13 protein-coding genes are annotated in these 14,300 nt (G+C 40.6%); 11 read left to right on the top strand and 2 right to left on the bottom strand.

What is annotated here, in order from left to right; translation table 11 throughout:
* Nucleotides 1-391 precede the first annotated feature (391 nt).
* The 10 genes from ABES52_RS11685 (at nucleotide 392) to ABES52_RS11640 (ending at nucleotide 11,579) form a co-directional block, all read left to right on the top strand.
* On the top strand, nucleotides 392-1,603 hold the full coding sequence (locus tag ABES52_RS11685; RefSeq protein WP_429651334.1) for a M20 metallopeptidase family protein: 1,212 nt from the start codon (nucleotides 392-394) through the stop codon (nucleotides 1,601-1,603).
* Nucleotides 1,596-2,918, top strand: a complete 1,323-nt coding sequence (locus tag ABES52_RS11680; RefSeq protein WP_429651333.1) for an amidohydrolase — start codon at nucleotides 1,596-1,598, stop codon at nucleotides 2,916-2,918. The genes ABES52_RS11685 and ABES52_RS11680 overlap by 8 nt, the downstream gene beginning before the upstream one ends.
* Nucleotides 2,911-4,185: a M20 family metallo-hydrolase gene (locus tag ABES52_RS11675; protein ID WP_429651332.1), complete on the top strand. Its 1,275-nt coding sequence runs from the start codon at nucleotides 2,911-2,913 to the stop codon at nucleotides 4,183-4,185. The genes ABES52_RS11680 and ABES52_RS11675 overlap by 8 nt, the downstream gene beginning before the upstream one ends.
* On the top strand, nucleotides 4,151-5,458 hold the full coding sequence (locus ABES52_RS11670) for a helix-turn-helix domain-containing protein (protein WP_429651331.1): 1,308 nt from the start codon (nucleotides 4,151-4,153) through the stop codon (nucleotides 5,456-5,458). Before ABES52_RS11675 ends, ABES52_RS11670 begins: the two co-directional genes overlap by 35 nt.
* A gap of 226 nt (nucleotides 5,459-5,684) precedes the next feature.
* Nucleotides 5,685-7,220 (top strand): AbgT family transporter, encoded by a 1,536-nt coding sequence (locus ABES52_RS11665; protein ID WP_429651330.1) that lies wholly within the window; start codon nucleotides 5,685-5,687, stop codon nucleotides 7,218-7,220.
* Nucleotides 7,221-7,489: 269 nt separating this feature from the next.
* Complete coding sequence (locus ABES52_RS11660) at nucleotides 7,490-9,610, top strand: 5'-nucleotidase C-terminal domain-containing protein (protein ID WP_429651329.1); 2,121 nt, start codon at nucleotides 7,490-7,492, stop codon at nucleotides 9,608-9,610.
* A gap of 104 nt (nucleotides 9,611-9,714) precedes the next feature.
* Complete coding sequence (locus ABES52_RS11655) at nucleotides 9,715-10,689, top strand: nuclease-related domain-containing protein (protein ID WP_429651328.1); 975 nt, start codon at nucleotides 9,715-9,717, stop codon at nucleotides 10,687-10,689.
* Nucleotides 10,690-10,863: 174 nt separating this feature from the next.
* Nucleotides 10,864-11,088 (top strand): hypothetical protein, encoded by a 225-nt coding sequence (locus ABES52_RS11650; protein ID WP_429651327.1) that lies wholly within the window; start codon nucleotides 10,864-10,866, stop codon nucleotides 11,086-11,088.
* An 80-nt stretch (nucleotides 11,089-11,168) separates the two neighbouring features.
* Nucleotides 11,169-11,399, top strand: coding sequence for a hypothetical protein (locus ABES52_RS11645; RefSeq protein WP_429651326.1), 231 nt, complete (start codon nucleotides 11,169-11,171; stop codon nucleotides 11,397-11,399).
* Between the two features lie 6 nt (nucleotides 11,400-11,405).
* Nucleotides 11,406-11,579: a hypothetical protein gene (locus tag ABES52_RS11640; protein WP_429651325.1), complete on the top strand. Its 174-nt coding sequence runs from the start codon at nucleotides 11,406-11,408 to the stop codon at nucleotides 11,577-11,579.
* 150 nt (nucleotides 11,580-11,729) lie between these two features.
* Here ABES52_RS11640 and ABES52_RS11635 read toward each other — a convergent pair whose 3' ends face one another.
* Both ABES52_RS11635 and ABES52_RS11630 read right to left on the bottom strand, forming a co-directional pair.
* Nucleotides 11,730-12,149: a VanZ family protein gene (locus tag ABES52_RS11635; protein ID WP_429651324.1), complete on the bottom strand. Its 420-nt coding sequence runs from the start codon at nucleotides 12,147-12,149 to the stop codon at nucleotides 11,730-11,732.
* A gap of 280 nt (nucleotides 12,150-12,429) precedes the next feature.
* Nucleotides 12,430-12,912: a sigma-70 family RNA polymerase sigma factor gene (locus tag ABES52_RS11630; protein ID WP_429651323.1), complete on the bottom strand. Its 483-nt coding sequence runs from the start codon at nucleotides 12,910-12,912 to the stop codon at nucleotides 12,430-12,432.
* Nucleotides 12,913-13,314: 402 nt separating this feature from the next.
* Between ABES52_RS11630 and ABES52_RS11625 the strand changes: the two genes are divergently transcribed.
* Nucleotides 13,315-14,295, top strand: coding sequence for a LacI family DNA-binding transcriptional regulator (locus tag ABES52_RS11625; RefSeq protein WP_429651322.1), 981 nt, complete (start codon nucleotides 13,315-13,317; stop codon nucleotides 14,293-14,295).
* The last annotated feature ends 5 nt before the right edge of the window (nucleotides 14,296-14,300 follow it).

The raw sequence follows: 14,300 nt of genomic DNA, 5'->3' as shown, positions 1-14,300 counted from the left end.
CGAACTGAAAGTAAAATTACCTGAACTTCAAGAAAAGTAGAGTGAACGTAAAGAAAAGTAGTACGAACTAAAAGTAAAGTAGTTCGAACTTCAAGAAAAATAGTGCGAACTGAAAGTAATATTGCCGGAACTGCAAGTAAAGTTATAGGACCTTCAAACAAAATTCAAAACAAATTGGGACAATTGCAAAAAAGCGGTCGAATAACTAAATCAAATCTTACAGTTGGCCATTTAGCTATTATATTTTCAAAAAATTAAAGGAATTCAAACAAATTATGTAGTATATATTTATTAACGGTAATAAAAAGGAATTTTTCCTTAAAAGATGTTTAGTATGAAAAACAAAATCGTATTCGTGGCATCCCGTAAATTTAGAAAGGTTGAGAATCATATGGTTATCAGTATGAAAGGAAAATCAAAAAAAATTATTCATCAAATGATTAATATTAGAAGAGACCTTCACGAAAACCCAGAGTTGAGCGGAGAGGAATACGAAACTTCTAAGAAAATTCAACAAGTGTTAACGAAGTACGGTATTCCATTTGAAGCGGGTTTTGCTAAGACAGGAGTATTGGGAATTATAAAAGGTGCTAAGCCCGGAAAGACCGTTGCTTTACGGGCAGATATTGATGCCCTTCCCATTACAGAACAGACGAATTTGCCATTCTCTTCAAAAATGAACGGGAAGATGCATGCCTGTGGTCATGATGCGCACACGGCTATGTTATTAGGAGCAGGTATTTTACTTAATGAAGTGAAAGATAGTCTCCAAGGTACTATTCTACTAGTCTTTCAACCTGCTGAAGAAAATGCGCCAAGTGGAGGAGCAGCAAAGATGATGGAAGATGGTGTATTTAGTACTTATACGCCAGACGTCATTATTGGTCAGCATGTGTGGCCTGATCTTCCCGTTGGTAACATTGGTGTAAAACCAGGACCAATAATGGCCAATTCTGATCGTTTCAAAGTTGTGATTAAAGGGGAGGGCGGCCATGCGAGTATGCCTCACCAAGCGATTGATGCTGTTATTGTTGCTAATCAAGTCATTACATCCTTACAAACGATTGTGAGTCGGAATGTCGATCCAGTTGATTCGGCTGTTATTACTATCGGAAAAATTGAGGGTGGCTATCGGTACAATGTGATTGCTGATATGGTCACATTAGAAGGAACGGTTCGTACTTTTACAAACGAAACAAAGCAACTAATCAAAGAAAAATTTTATCAGGTTGTTACAGGTATCGTTCAATCGATGGGGGCTAAAGTAGAGATTCAATACATGGACGGTTATCCAGCTACGGTAAATACGCCTATATGGGCTGATCAAATAAAAGAAACGGCAACCAATTTATTTGGTAAAAATAGTACTCCTCGCGTTGAACCTTGTATGGGTGGAGAAGATTTTGGGCGCTTTTTACAAAAGTATCCAGGTGTCTTTTATTGGCTTGGTACATCTATTGGAGAAGGACAAAAGCCGTTACACGATCCACAATTTATGGTAAATGAAGATGCTTTACCTTATGGTATTGAGTTAATGGCCCAAGCAGCGATCGATATTTTGAAAAAATTAAATGATAAAAAGGAGAGTGTCGTCCATGAGTGAAAGCTATGAATCTTTTATCCAATCTATTACACCCTATTTAATCCAAAAACGGCGTGAGCTTCATGAACACCCTGAAGTAGGCTGGACGGAATATGTAACAACATATAAGCTGGCAAAAGAATTAGAAGCAATGGGATACAAGCTTACGGTTGGAAAAGATATGATGGTAAGCTCGGCCCGGTTAGGAGTTCCTTCTGAGCAAGAACTTTTAAAAAATGAAGAACGTGCCAAGAAAATGGGAGTTCCAACGGACTTTCTTGAAAAAATGAAGGGAGGACACACTGGTGTCATCGCCCAATTTCTAACCGGACGTCCGGGAAAGCATGTGGCAATGAGGTTTGATATTGATGCGTTACCAATACAAGAGTCTCGTGAACTAGAACATCGACCAACTCAATATCATTTTTCTTCAAAAAGGGACGGCGTTATGCATGCGTGTGGGCATGATGGACATGCAGCGATTGGGTTAGGAGTTGCTCGCTTTCTTCAACATTTCAAAGATGGACTTACGGGTCAATTTACACTTATTTTTCAACCTGCAGAAGAAGGTGGAAGAGGGGCAAAGCCAATTGTCGAGCGTGGGTGGCTTGATCATGTAGATTATTTTCTTAGTGGACATATTGGCGTTCATTCGCTTCCAGTAGGTACCGTTGCTGCAACTACCAACAAATTTTTAGCGAGTTCAAAATATAACATTATTTTAAAAGGAAAGTCAGCACATGCTGGTCTTGAACCAAACGCAGGAAAAAATGCCCTGTTAGCGGCAGCTGCTGCAAGTCTTCATTTAAGCGGGATTCCCCGCCATGCGGATGGGGCTACTAGAATAAATATCGGTAAATTAGAAGCAGGTAGCGGCAGAAATATCGTACCAGATTATGCTCGCATGGAAATTGAAACACGTGGTGAAACAACTGCACTAAACGAATATATGACAGAAGAAGCGTTGCGAATCATTAAGGCAAGTGCTGCTTTATATGATGTTCAAGTGGAGATCGAGTTTGTTGGTACAGCACTCAATGCTACTTGTGATGAGGTGTTTATACCGATTGTTGAAAAAATAAGCCAACAAAGCTCGTTGATTGAAAAGGTGTTCCCCGTCTTACCAATTGGAGCTTCTGAGGATGTGACATATATGATGAATCATGTCCAAAAACATGGTGGAAAGGCTACTTTTATGATTTTTGCAAGTCCATTACGTGCAGGACACCACCATCCTCAATTTGACTATGATGAAATGGTGATTCCTACAGCTGTTGAAACCTTATCACGAACAGTCCTAGAGATGATTAAAAAGGAGGGAACTGTTCATGCTTAAATGGCTTGAAGACCATTTACTTCAATTGAATTTAGTGGATACGATGAATCAACCAGAGGGCTTTACAAGACTTGGCTATTCAAACGAAGAAAATCAATCGATAGCTGCTTTTGAAAAAATCGCCAAAGAATTAGGGCTAGAAATTAAAAGGGACCAAGCAGGAAATGTGATTGCCCGCTGGATAGGCGCGTCAGAAGATTTACCAGCAGTAGCAGTAGGGTCCCATCTGGATACAGTGGTGTCGGGTGGGGGATATGACGGAACTGCAGGTGTCCTTTGTGCCCTTGGTGCTGTTAAGCAATTAAAAGACGAAGGATACCAGCCAACTCATCCGATTGAGGTGATTGTGTTTCGCTCCGAAGAATCAGCTAGATTTGGTATTTCTACAATAGGCAGTAAAGCAATGGCCGGATTGTTAGATTTACAAATTGGGAGTGTAAAAGATTCCTCAGGTATTTCGATTCGAGAAGCCGTGGCAACCCTTGGATTTAATTGGGATGAGTTTTCGAAAGCTGAACGGAAAAAGGAAGAGTTGAAATGCTTTTTAGAGTTACATATCGAACAAGGAACCGTTCTTGAAGAAAATCAAAAAGATTATGGAATTGTTGATGGAGTGGCATGTCCGATCCGTCTTAAAGTCAAAGTATTTGGTCTAGCGGGACATACGGGTACTTCCCCAATGAACGGACGTCGAGATGCGTTAGTAGCAGTTGCACCTCTTATCTCCTATGTGTCCGAAACGGCAACCAAGCTTAGCGAAGAAAACTCTACACCTGTTGTAGCGACAGTTAGTACAATGGAGGTAAAGCCGAATGCGATAAATGTGATTCCTGGGTATGTCGAAGTCGGAATCGATATTAGAAGTGTCGAAGATTCTCTAAAAAAAATCGTAGAGCAATCCATTCGAGAGAAATGTAATGAACTAGAGCGTTTGTATCATGTTTCTATCGAAATAGAAAAACTGGTTGATAATCCATCTGTCTTTTTAGATGAACGCATTCAAAAACAGTTAAAAAAAGTTGTTAGCGAGATGGGTTCCTCTTATTTAATGATGAATAGTGGAGCGGGGCATGACGTGATGAATATGGCAAAGAAATGGCCATCAGGACTTATTTTTATACCTTGTAAAGATGGGCTAAGTCATCATCCTGCTGAACATGCCTCCCTTGAAGATATGCGATTAGGTGTAAACATCATCGCAGGCTTTTTAAAAAAAGAAGCAGGTGGTTTAAATGAAAAAAGTACGAGTGGGAGTAGTAGGGCCTAAGGATTCTGTTACGCAAGTTTTAAAAGCAGGTGAACATTTTAAGGAGCTCGATTTAATTCCATTTATCTATGAACGAACAGAAGAAACAGAAGATATCATTGTACGGAATCATGACTGGGTAGATCAATGGTTTTTCTCAGGGCAAGCACCTTATTATTATGCTTTATCAAAGGGAGTTCTAACAGAGGATGAAGGTAGCTATGTCCCATTACATGGGTCTAGTTTGCTTAGCACACTTCTTGAAATGTTCGTGAAGGAAGGGAAAATTGTTCATCGTGTTAGTCTTGATACGATACAAGAAGATGAAATTGAAAAGGCTAAAAATGCGTTCTCGCTTCATGAACTAACCTTTTATACAATTTCGTATTCTGGCTATATGCCTGCTGAGGACATTATTCAATTTCATAAGAATTTATATGAAAACAACCAAATAGACGTTGCAATTACTTGTATCAGTTCGGTTTACCATGCACTAAAAAAATTAAGGATTCCTGTGTACCGTGTGATTCAATCAGAGCTCGCCGTTCAGAGGTCATTAGGCTTTATTAAAGAGCGAGGCCAAACAAGTTGGTATCGAAAATCCCAGCTTGTTATGATTGGCATTGAAATTATTTATCCTTCTCAAGCAAGTATGGGCCATCCATTTTCTTTTAAGCTGAAACATCAAGAACTTGAACTTAAGCGAGTATTGTTTGACTTCGTAGAAGAAATAAGTGGTTCCATCGTTCAAGTTGGCGATGGTTTGCATTATATATATACGACCAGAGGAGAACTAGAACGTTTTACAAAACAATGCTCTATTTATTCAATAGTAGACGAGATATTTGTGAATAGTAAATTACCTGTTCGGATTGGAATTGGCTATGGATTAACCGTTCTCGAAGCAGAAGAACATGTAAGAATGGCCATTGAACAAGTCAGAAAACAAGAGGATTCTGGTGTGGTTATTATTAATGAGGATAAAAAAGTTATTGAATTACTTGAGGACGAACAACATATTTCTTATATACAACGGAAACAAGGTAGTGAGTGGGAAAAGTTATTTAAAGACGCTGGTATCAGTTCGTCACTGGCAGCAAAAATTGAATCCCTTTCCCATCATTACGGGCAAACGGCTATCACATCACATGATCTGGCTCGTTGGTTAAAAAGTACCGAACGAAACGCAAGGCGGATATTAGCTGAAATGGAACGTATTGGCCTTGCCAAGGTAACTGGTGAAGAGTCAGTCGGTCGTGGACGTCCACGTAAAATCTACCAACTTATTTTTTAAAAGGTATTGGAATTTGTATTATAGCCAGAGAATTTAATCATGGGCAAAAGAGCAAGTCTTTGATATTGTTAACCACAGATGTTCTTTTGCTCAAATTTTATTATCTATTTTATTCTAAAAATTCATAATATTAGAGGAATTTAAAAATAAACAACGAATACTAATTAATAACGGTATAAAAATGGAATAATTCCGTTAATAAACAATGAAAGGGAGAGTGAGTAAATTGCCGCAACCACAAATTGGGGGAGACGTTCCAAAACAATCAAAGGGGCTGGCTCGATTTTTAAATACGGTTGAACGAATTGGGAATAGGCTACCAGACCCATTTTTTATCTTCATTTATTTAGCCGTTTTTGTCATGCTGTTATCTTGGGTTGTAGGTAGTATGGGGATAACTGTTACGCACCCAGGGACAGGTGAAGAACTTCCAATTAAAAGTCTTATTTCTGGTGAAGGTCTTCAATATATTTTGTCTTCGATGTTAACGAACTTTACAGAATTTAAACCACTTGGTCTGGTATTGGCTATGATGCTCGGGATTGGGTTAGCTGAAAAAGTTGGGCTATTAGAAAGTGCCATTAAGAAATCTATTTTAAATGCACCAAAATCATTAATTACGTATTCGGTTGTTTTTATTGGGATTTTAGGAAACTTAGCCTCTGATGCTGCTTTCGTATTAATTCCTCCTCTTGCTGCTATGGTTTTCTATTCGGTTGGTCGACATCCGCTAGCGGGACTAGCTGCAGGTTTTGCAGGGGTAGGATCTGGATTTACAGCTAACATTTTTATCGCTGGTACCGATGCACTATTGTCAGGTATTTCAACGGAAGCTGCTAAAAGTATTGACCCTGATATGGTTGTTACACCAGTTGATAACTGGTATTTCATGATTACATCTGTTTTTATCCTTTCTATTGTTGGAGCACTGATTACGGAGAATTTAATTGAACCACGTCTTGGAAAGTATGAAGGAAAAGTTCAGAAAACACTTGAAGAGGAAAGCCCACTTGAAGGAAGAGGATTACGTAATAGTTTAATAGCAGGTCTCGTATATATTGCTGTTATTGTAGTAGGGCTATTTTGGCCAAATTCACCTTTACGGAATGAAGAAGGTGGCATCATTCCATCACCATTTTTATCAGGTATCATTCCGATTACATTATTCTTCTTTATTACAGTAGGTGTAGCGTATGGTGTTACTACAAAGAAAATTACTAGTACAAGAGATATTCCGAAATATATGGGCGAAGCGATGAAGGATATGTCAGGTTATATTGTTTTAATTTTCGCAGCCGCTCAATTTATTGCTTATTTTAATTGGACGAACTTAGGAACTTGGGTTGCGGTAAATGGTGCTGAACTTTTAACGTCCATGAATCTAACGGGGCTACCTGTTGTCATTGGCTTTTCAGTGCTTACATCCATTTTAAATTTAATTATTTTTAGTGGATCTGCACAATGGGCTCTGGAGGCACCCATTTTTATCCCAATGATGATGTTATTAGACTATCATCCAGCATTTATCCAAGCCGCTTATCGTATTGCTGATTCCTCAACTAATATTATTACACCACTAAACCCGTATATCTTAATTGTTTTAGCATTCATGAAAGAATACGATAAAAAAGCAGGACTTGGAACTTTAATTTCACTAATGCTTCCATATAGCATCATTTTCTTTGTCATTTGGTTGATTTTATTAGTTGTCTTTGCTGTATTTGGGATTCCATTCGGACCTGGAATTGGAATGTACTTATAATTGAACGTAAGGATGGTGAAAAATTCACCGTCCAATTTTTTTGCTTAATAACGTACGTGTTTTGATTTCATGAACAAAATTGGTTCAAACTAGCAACAGGTATCAGAAGGCTCAAACTGTAAGAGTCGATCGAAGAAATCTTTCTCACAACCCGATATAATTAAAAATCTTTTATATATTTCAACAAATTTACCAAAAATCAATCCTTTTTTTACAAGAAAATACTATAATTTACATATAGACAATTTTTATAAGGGGGAGGAATTGGTTTGAAATTCCGTTTTCGAGGTTTGGTTTCTACTGTTGCAGCCGCAGTGATGTCGATTAGCTTGCTGACACCTGTTGGTCAAACGGTAAAGGCAGATAGTGGTGATTTTGAGTTACGCGTGCTTCATCTTAACGATACGCATGCTCATCTCGATAATGTTGCACGTCGGGTGACAGCGATTAAAGAAGCACGTGCGGAAGTGGAGAATTCCATTTTACTCGACGCAGGGGATGTATTTTCAGGGACGCTCTTTTTCAACAAGTATGAAGGTTTAGCTGATTTACAGTTTATGAACATGATCGGATATGATGCGATGGTTCCTGGAAACCATGAATTTGACAAAGGGCCAGAAGTGTTTGCGGAGTTTATTAAACAAGCCGAATTCCCGATTGTCAGTGCGAATATTGATTATAGCAATGAACCTGCATTAAACAGTTTATTTAAAGATGAAATCGGTAGCCCTGCTGAGGATGGAACGATTTATCCGGCGATTATTTTAGAAGTGGGTGGAGAAAAAGTTGGGGTCTTCGGATTAACAACACCTGAAACAGCTTTTCTGGCTAACCCTGGGGAAAATGTTGTGTTTGAAAATGAAATCGAAAAAGCAAAAGAAGCCGTTGAACAGTTAGAACAACGTGGCATTAACAAAATTATTGCGTTGACGCATCTAGGATATACATACGATGTAGAACTTGCTAAACAAGTAGAGGGCATTGACATTATTGTTGGTGGTCATAGTCATACACAGTTGGACGAACCTGTCGTTTTTAACGAAGATACGGAACCAACGATTGTTGTGCAAGCAAAAGAATATAGCGAATATTTAGGAAAACTAGACGTTGTGTTTAATAAAGACGGGGTACTGACTTCTTGGAACGAAGAACTCGTCCACATTGACGCGAAAGATGAAAACGGTCAATATCTCATTCCATCGGATGAAGAAGCACAAAAACTATATGAAGAATTACTTGGCCCGATTGAAGAATTAAAAGCCGAAATCGTCGGTACTTCTGATGTCTTTTTAAATGGCGAACGTACTTTCGTTCGTCGGGGCGAAACAAACTTAGGGAACTTAATTACGGACGGCATGTTAGCAGCGGCGAAAAAAGCGATTCCAGAAACAACGCTCGCTTTACAAAATGGCGGCGGTATTCGTGCTTCGATTGATAAAGGCGAAATTTCCCTTGGTGAAGTACTAACAACGATGCCATTCGGTAACACATTGGTGACACTCGAATTAAGCGGTGCGGAAGTCATTGAAGCCCTTGAAAATGGTGTAAGTAAAATTGAAGAAGTGGCAGGACGTTTCCCACAAGTATCAGGTATGAAATTTACGTTTGATGCAACGAAACCAGCTGGTGAACGAATTGTGGAAGTGCTTGTCGAAACTGAAAACGGCTATGAACCAATCGATAAAGACAACATGTATGTGTTAGCCACAAACGCCTATATTGCTAATGGCGGCGATGACTATCAAGTGTTCAAAAAGGCAAAAGACGAAGGTCGAATGACAGAATTATTCGTTCCAGATTACGAAGTGTTTAATGCTTATCTTGAAGAGATTGGTACGGTTAAAGCGACATTTGAAGGACGTATTTTACAATCAATCCATGATATGAAGTCAACAGACTTTGGTTTTGAAGCTGCGCAAGAAATCGTGGCCCGCAATATTGTGCCATTAGAAGACGGGAAGTTTTACCCACAAGCAAAAGTCACTCGTGCAGAAGCTGCCGCATGGCTTACCAATGCCTTAATGTTAAAAGCTCCTGAAAATGTGAATGTGTTTACCGATGTCGATGAATCGCATCCATATGCAGAAGCTATTGCTGCAGTAAAAGATGCTGGCATTTTCAACGGATATGCGGATGGCACCTTCCGTCCGGATCAAGTATTAACTCGCGAACAAATGGCGACTATTTTGGTTCGTGCCTTTAAACTACAGAAAAAAGACATGCCAGTGAAATTAAGCGACCTTGGACACGTATCTGCCTCTCACAAAGCCAATGTCGAAATTTTATTCCAAAACGGCATTACAAAGGGTTCGAACGGCAAATTTAATCCACACAAGCAAACAACACGTGTTCAATTTGCAGTATTCTTACAACGTGCACTGAACAAGTAATCGGTAAAAGACTGCCTTTGGTGGGCAGTCTTTTTCAATTGAAAGAGGATTTTTCTTATATTTGTTGAAATATAGTAAGGGTCATAGAAAGGAGTGGTGATTTTTTGATTAAAAAACCTCGCAATGTTCCTCTCATTCTCCAAAAATATGAAGCTTTGCTACGCCGCCTTCCGAAAGACCATCCGAAGCGTGAACTTATTGAACAGGAAGTATTGAAAAGACGAGCCGGACTGGAAGGAGAAAAATCGATTGACTATTATTTGAAAGGAGTCTCGAAAGAGCGGTATTACATTTTTCATAATCTCCGGTTACCAGTAGAGGATGAATATGCTCAATTTGATACGATTCTTTTATCCCATTCTTACATTCTAGTCCTCGAAATTAAGAATATTAAAGGGACACTGTATTTCGACCAATCGTTTCACCAACTCATTCGTGTCAAAGATGAAAAAGAAGATGGGTTTCCCGACCCCATTTCACAAGTAAACCGGCAGCAAACACTGTTATCTTCATGGCTCCAATTACATCGTCTACCAGTTCCTCCAATCGAGTCGCTCATCGTTATTAGTGACCCCTCAACAATTATCAAAGCTTCCTCCTATCATAAAGAAATTTTCCAAAAGGTTGTCCGAGCATCTAACTTGTCTCAAAAGATCAAATCCTTTGAAGCAAAACATCAAGTCGAAAAATTAACAAGAAAAGAAATGAATAAAATGTCGAGGTTATTTCATAAGGAACATACACCACTAAATAGTGATATAGTATCCTATTTCAAACTTTCAAGAGAGGATATTTTGACTGGAGTCCACTGTCCAAGCTGCTCCACTTTGCCGATTCCAAAACATCCGAATCGGAATAAATGGAAATGTCCTAATTGTAAAAAAGAGCATCCTCACGCCCATATCTATTCGTTGAGGGACTACGCGCTTTTAATCAGCACCACTATTACTAACCGCGAATGTCGAGAATTTCTTCATATCCAATCACCGTGGACGACGGCTAGATTATTACGTTCAATGAACCTTCCATACACAGGGTCAAAAAGCCATCCAAAATATAATTTACCACTTGATGAATAGAAAACATTGTGGCGGTAATAAGTGGGGCGACGGTAAAACGAAGTACGCAAACTATAAAAAAGCAGGATAACAGCAACTTAGTGGCGGGAAGTGCAAGCCGAACGAGTAGAAGTGCAAGCCAAGCGAGTGGAAGTGCAAGCCAAGTGTGAGGAAGTGCAAGCCGCGTGAGAGGAAGTGCAAGCCAAGCGAGTAGAAGTGCAAGCCAAGTGTGAGGAAGTGCAAGCCAAGCGAGTAGAAGTGCAAGCCGCGCGAGAGGAAGTGCAAGCCGCGCGAGAGGAAGTGCAAGCCAAACGAGAGGAAGTGCAAGCCGCGCGGCGGAAGTGCAAGCCAAGTGTGAGGAAGTGCAAGCCGCGCGAGAGGAAGTGCAAGCCGCGCGGCGGAAGTGCAAGCCAAGTGTGAGGAAGTGCAAGCCGCGCGAGTAGAAGTGCAAGCCGCGCGTAAGAAAGTGCAAGCCAAGCGAGTAGAAGTGCAAGCTGAGCGTGAGGAAGTGCAAGCCGCGCGGCGGAAGTGCAAGCCGCGCGGCGGAAGTGCAAGCCGCGCGAGAGGAAGTGCAAGCCGCGCGAGAGGAAGTGCAAGCCGCGCGAGTAGAAGTGCAAGCCGCGCGAGAGGAAGTGCAAGCCGAACGAGTAGAAGTGCAAGCCGAACGAGTGGAAGTGCAAGCCGAACGTGAGGAAGTGCAAGCCAAACGAGAGGAAGTGCAAGCCGAATGAGTAGAAGTGCAAGCCAAACGAGAGGAAGTGCAAGCCAAGCGTGAGGAAGTGCAAGCCGAACGAGTAGAAGTGCAAGCCGAACGAGTAGAAGTGCAAGCCAAACGAGAGGAAGTGCAAGCCGCGCGAGAGGAAGTGCAAGCCAAACGAGTGAAAGTGCAAGCCGCGCGAGAGGAAGTGTAAGCCGAACGAGTAGAAGTGCAAGCCAAACGGCAGGAATTGCAAGCCAAACAGCGAAAAACTGAAAGCCCAGTGCTCCCAGCCTGCAAACCTGAGTGTATAGACGATAAAAATGGCTTAATAACTGGTGACACCTACAAAAATCAGCAGGTGTCACTCCACTTTTGTTATCGGAATGTCCTCATTCCATACAACTAGCCCATAAAACAACGGACCGATGAAAAAAATAAGCAGGGCCAAACACGTCAGCATGCTCTTTTTCGAATAAATCGGTTTGTCTTGAAACGCACGCCACATGACACAAAGAAGCAACGGAACACTGACACCCGCAGTTGTTCCCACGATATTAGCAGCCGCGTCCATCCATTCGGCTGTCCGTATCGGTATCCATAATTGACGGTATTCTTCGAGTAACCCAATGATATTTAATCCAAACCAGACCGCTATGATTTTCTTTATACCATTTTGCCATGGGGGGATTAGGCAAACGAAAATCGATAACCCGAAAGCGGCGATTGCATATACGATGAAATGTTGCCATTTATCCGATCCTAAGAATAATATCCATTCCAATCTTCCTCACCTCATTCACAGCATGATCAACAAGAGGTTAGGGTAACCCTCTTTCTGTTAATAAAGTATGTCTGGAGCCGCTATTTGTCCGTCATGTAGGAGAATGTGTCCGGAACATGAAGCCCATTTGTCTGGAAACCAATCACAGAAATACGAATAATCTGTCCGTAAAATTTCAAAAAGTGTCTGGAAATCTGTCCCCAACCATTCATAATAAAAACCGGCTGACCGCCAACTCCATTCGAGCGGTTCAGCCGCATATCAAAAACAATCTATTATTCTATGAAATTTCCTCTTTCCAACGCGCTAACTGTGTCCTCATTATCGCTCTTCGTTTTTTAATCGCCGATTCCGACACACCCTCCTTTTCAGCAACTTCTTTTACACTTAGTCCGCAAACGAATTGCCAAGCTAACTCAAATTGCTTTTCGGACAACACCTCTTTCATTGAAAGCAACAGTTCTTTTTCCTGAATCGACACGTCTGCCGAGTCTATCATCAACCAAAATTCCGTATCAGGCAAAACATTTCGATCGTCATGGCGCTTCGATTTTTTCAGTTCCTCCAGTATTCGTCCCCAGACAAACGAGTACGCATAACTAAAAAACTTCCCCTTTGAAGGATCAAATCGCTCATACGCCTCCCATAGTCCAATCAACCCAATTTGAAAATACTCGTCCTTGTCCTTATAAATATGAAGCGATTGAATAATCCGGTGGATCATCGGCTCAAACTTCTTCACCACCGCCTCAAAGCTTTCCATTCGAACTCCTTCTGGAAAGCGCGCCTTCCAATGGATTCCCGGGTACCTTCACCATACCGGTTCCCCGCACAATTTTCGAATGGCGAAAAATTTCGAACCTGGTCGGAAAATAGAAATATCTATTAGAGGAAATAAAAGCTTTATCAATTATTGCCACGATTTTTCATATAGAATAGAAAATCTATAATTTTAAGAAAAAAGTCTCCTAGAAAGAAACAATAGAATCGGAAAACTTCCTTAACAACATGGGAGACTAAAACCGATTTCACTTGAAAACCCAAAATTCGTACCGTTAAAAATAATTTAGTTGCAGGAGAAATAGAATTTAGTTATAATTTCTGTAACCGGTTACAGAAAACGGTTACACAAGCTACGTTGTTTTTGACAGTAGGTGAAATATCAATGGCGACTATACGTGATGTAGCCAAATTGGCTGGGGTGTCTGTGGCGACAGTGTCACGGGTGTTAAACCAGAATGGCTATGTAAATAAAGAAACGGAAAAACGAGTGAAACAAGCGATTGAACAATTAAATTATAAGCCGAATGAAGTGGCGCGGACGTTGTTTAAAAAGACGTCCCGAACCATTGGGCTTATTGTACCTGATATATCGAACCCTTTTTTCCCGGAGCTTGTCCGTGCGGTGGAAGATGTGATGAATATTTACGACTACACCGTTATCTTATGTAATTCGGACGAAAAAGGAGAAAAGGAAAAAGAATATATCGATATTTTAAAACAACGGTATGTGGATGGAATTATTCTAACAACGAATCAATTAACGATTGGAGAAGTGTCTAAAATTGATGTGCCAGTCGTTGTGCTAGACCGGCCGCTTGATCATTCGTTACCATCGGTCATTGCTAATAACTATGAAGGGGCACGTATGGCGACTCGCCATTTATACGACATTGGTTGTCGTCGAATTGCCCACATTCAAGGACCATTGCATGTCGTAAATGCAGTCGAACGGTTCAACGGCTACCGCGATGAGATGAAAGAACTAGGATTATGGGATGAACAACTCGTTTTTTTAGGAGATTACAATTTGAAATTGGCTAAAGAAGTTACGTTGCATGCTCTTCAAACATTAAGTATTGACGGTATTTTTGCTGGAAATGATGTTATGGCAGTTGGGGCTTTAAAGGCTGCCCAACAACTAGATTTAGACGTTCCAAATGACGTCGCCATTATCGGTTACGATAACATTCCACTATCCGAAATGACGACGCCAGAACTGTCAACAGTCTCCCAACCAATTTACCAAATGGGAGCTATGGCGGCTCGCCTTTTAGTAAAAAAGATTGAAGGTCAGTCAATTGAGCAGTCGCAACATAAGTTACCTGTACAGTTAATTCAACGGAAGTCAACGATGAGGGAGTGAATGAG

The organism is Aeribacillus pallidus (genome assembly GCF_050478865.1).
Classification (GTDB): domain Bacteria; phylum Bacillota; class Bacilli; order Bacillales; family JACDOC01; genus JACDOC01.
Note: the sequence above shows the minus strand (reverse complement) of the source record. Positions and strands in the feature narration are given on the sequence as shown.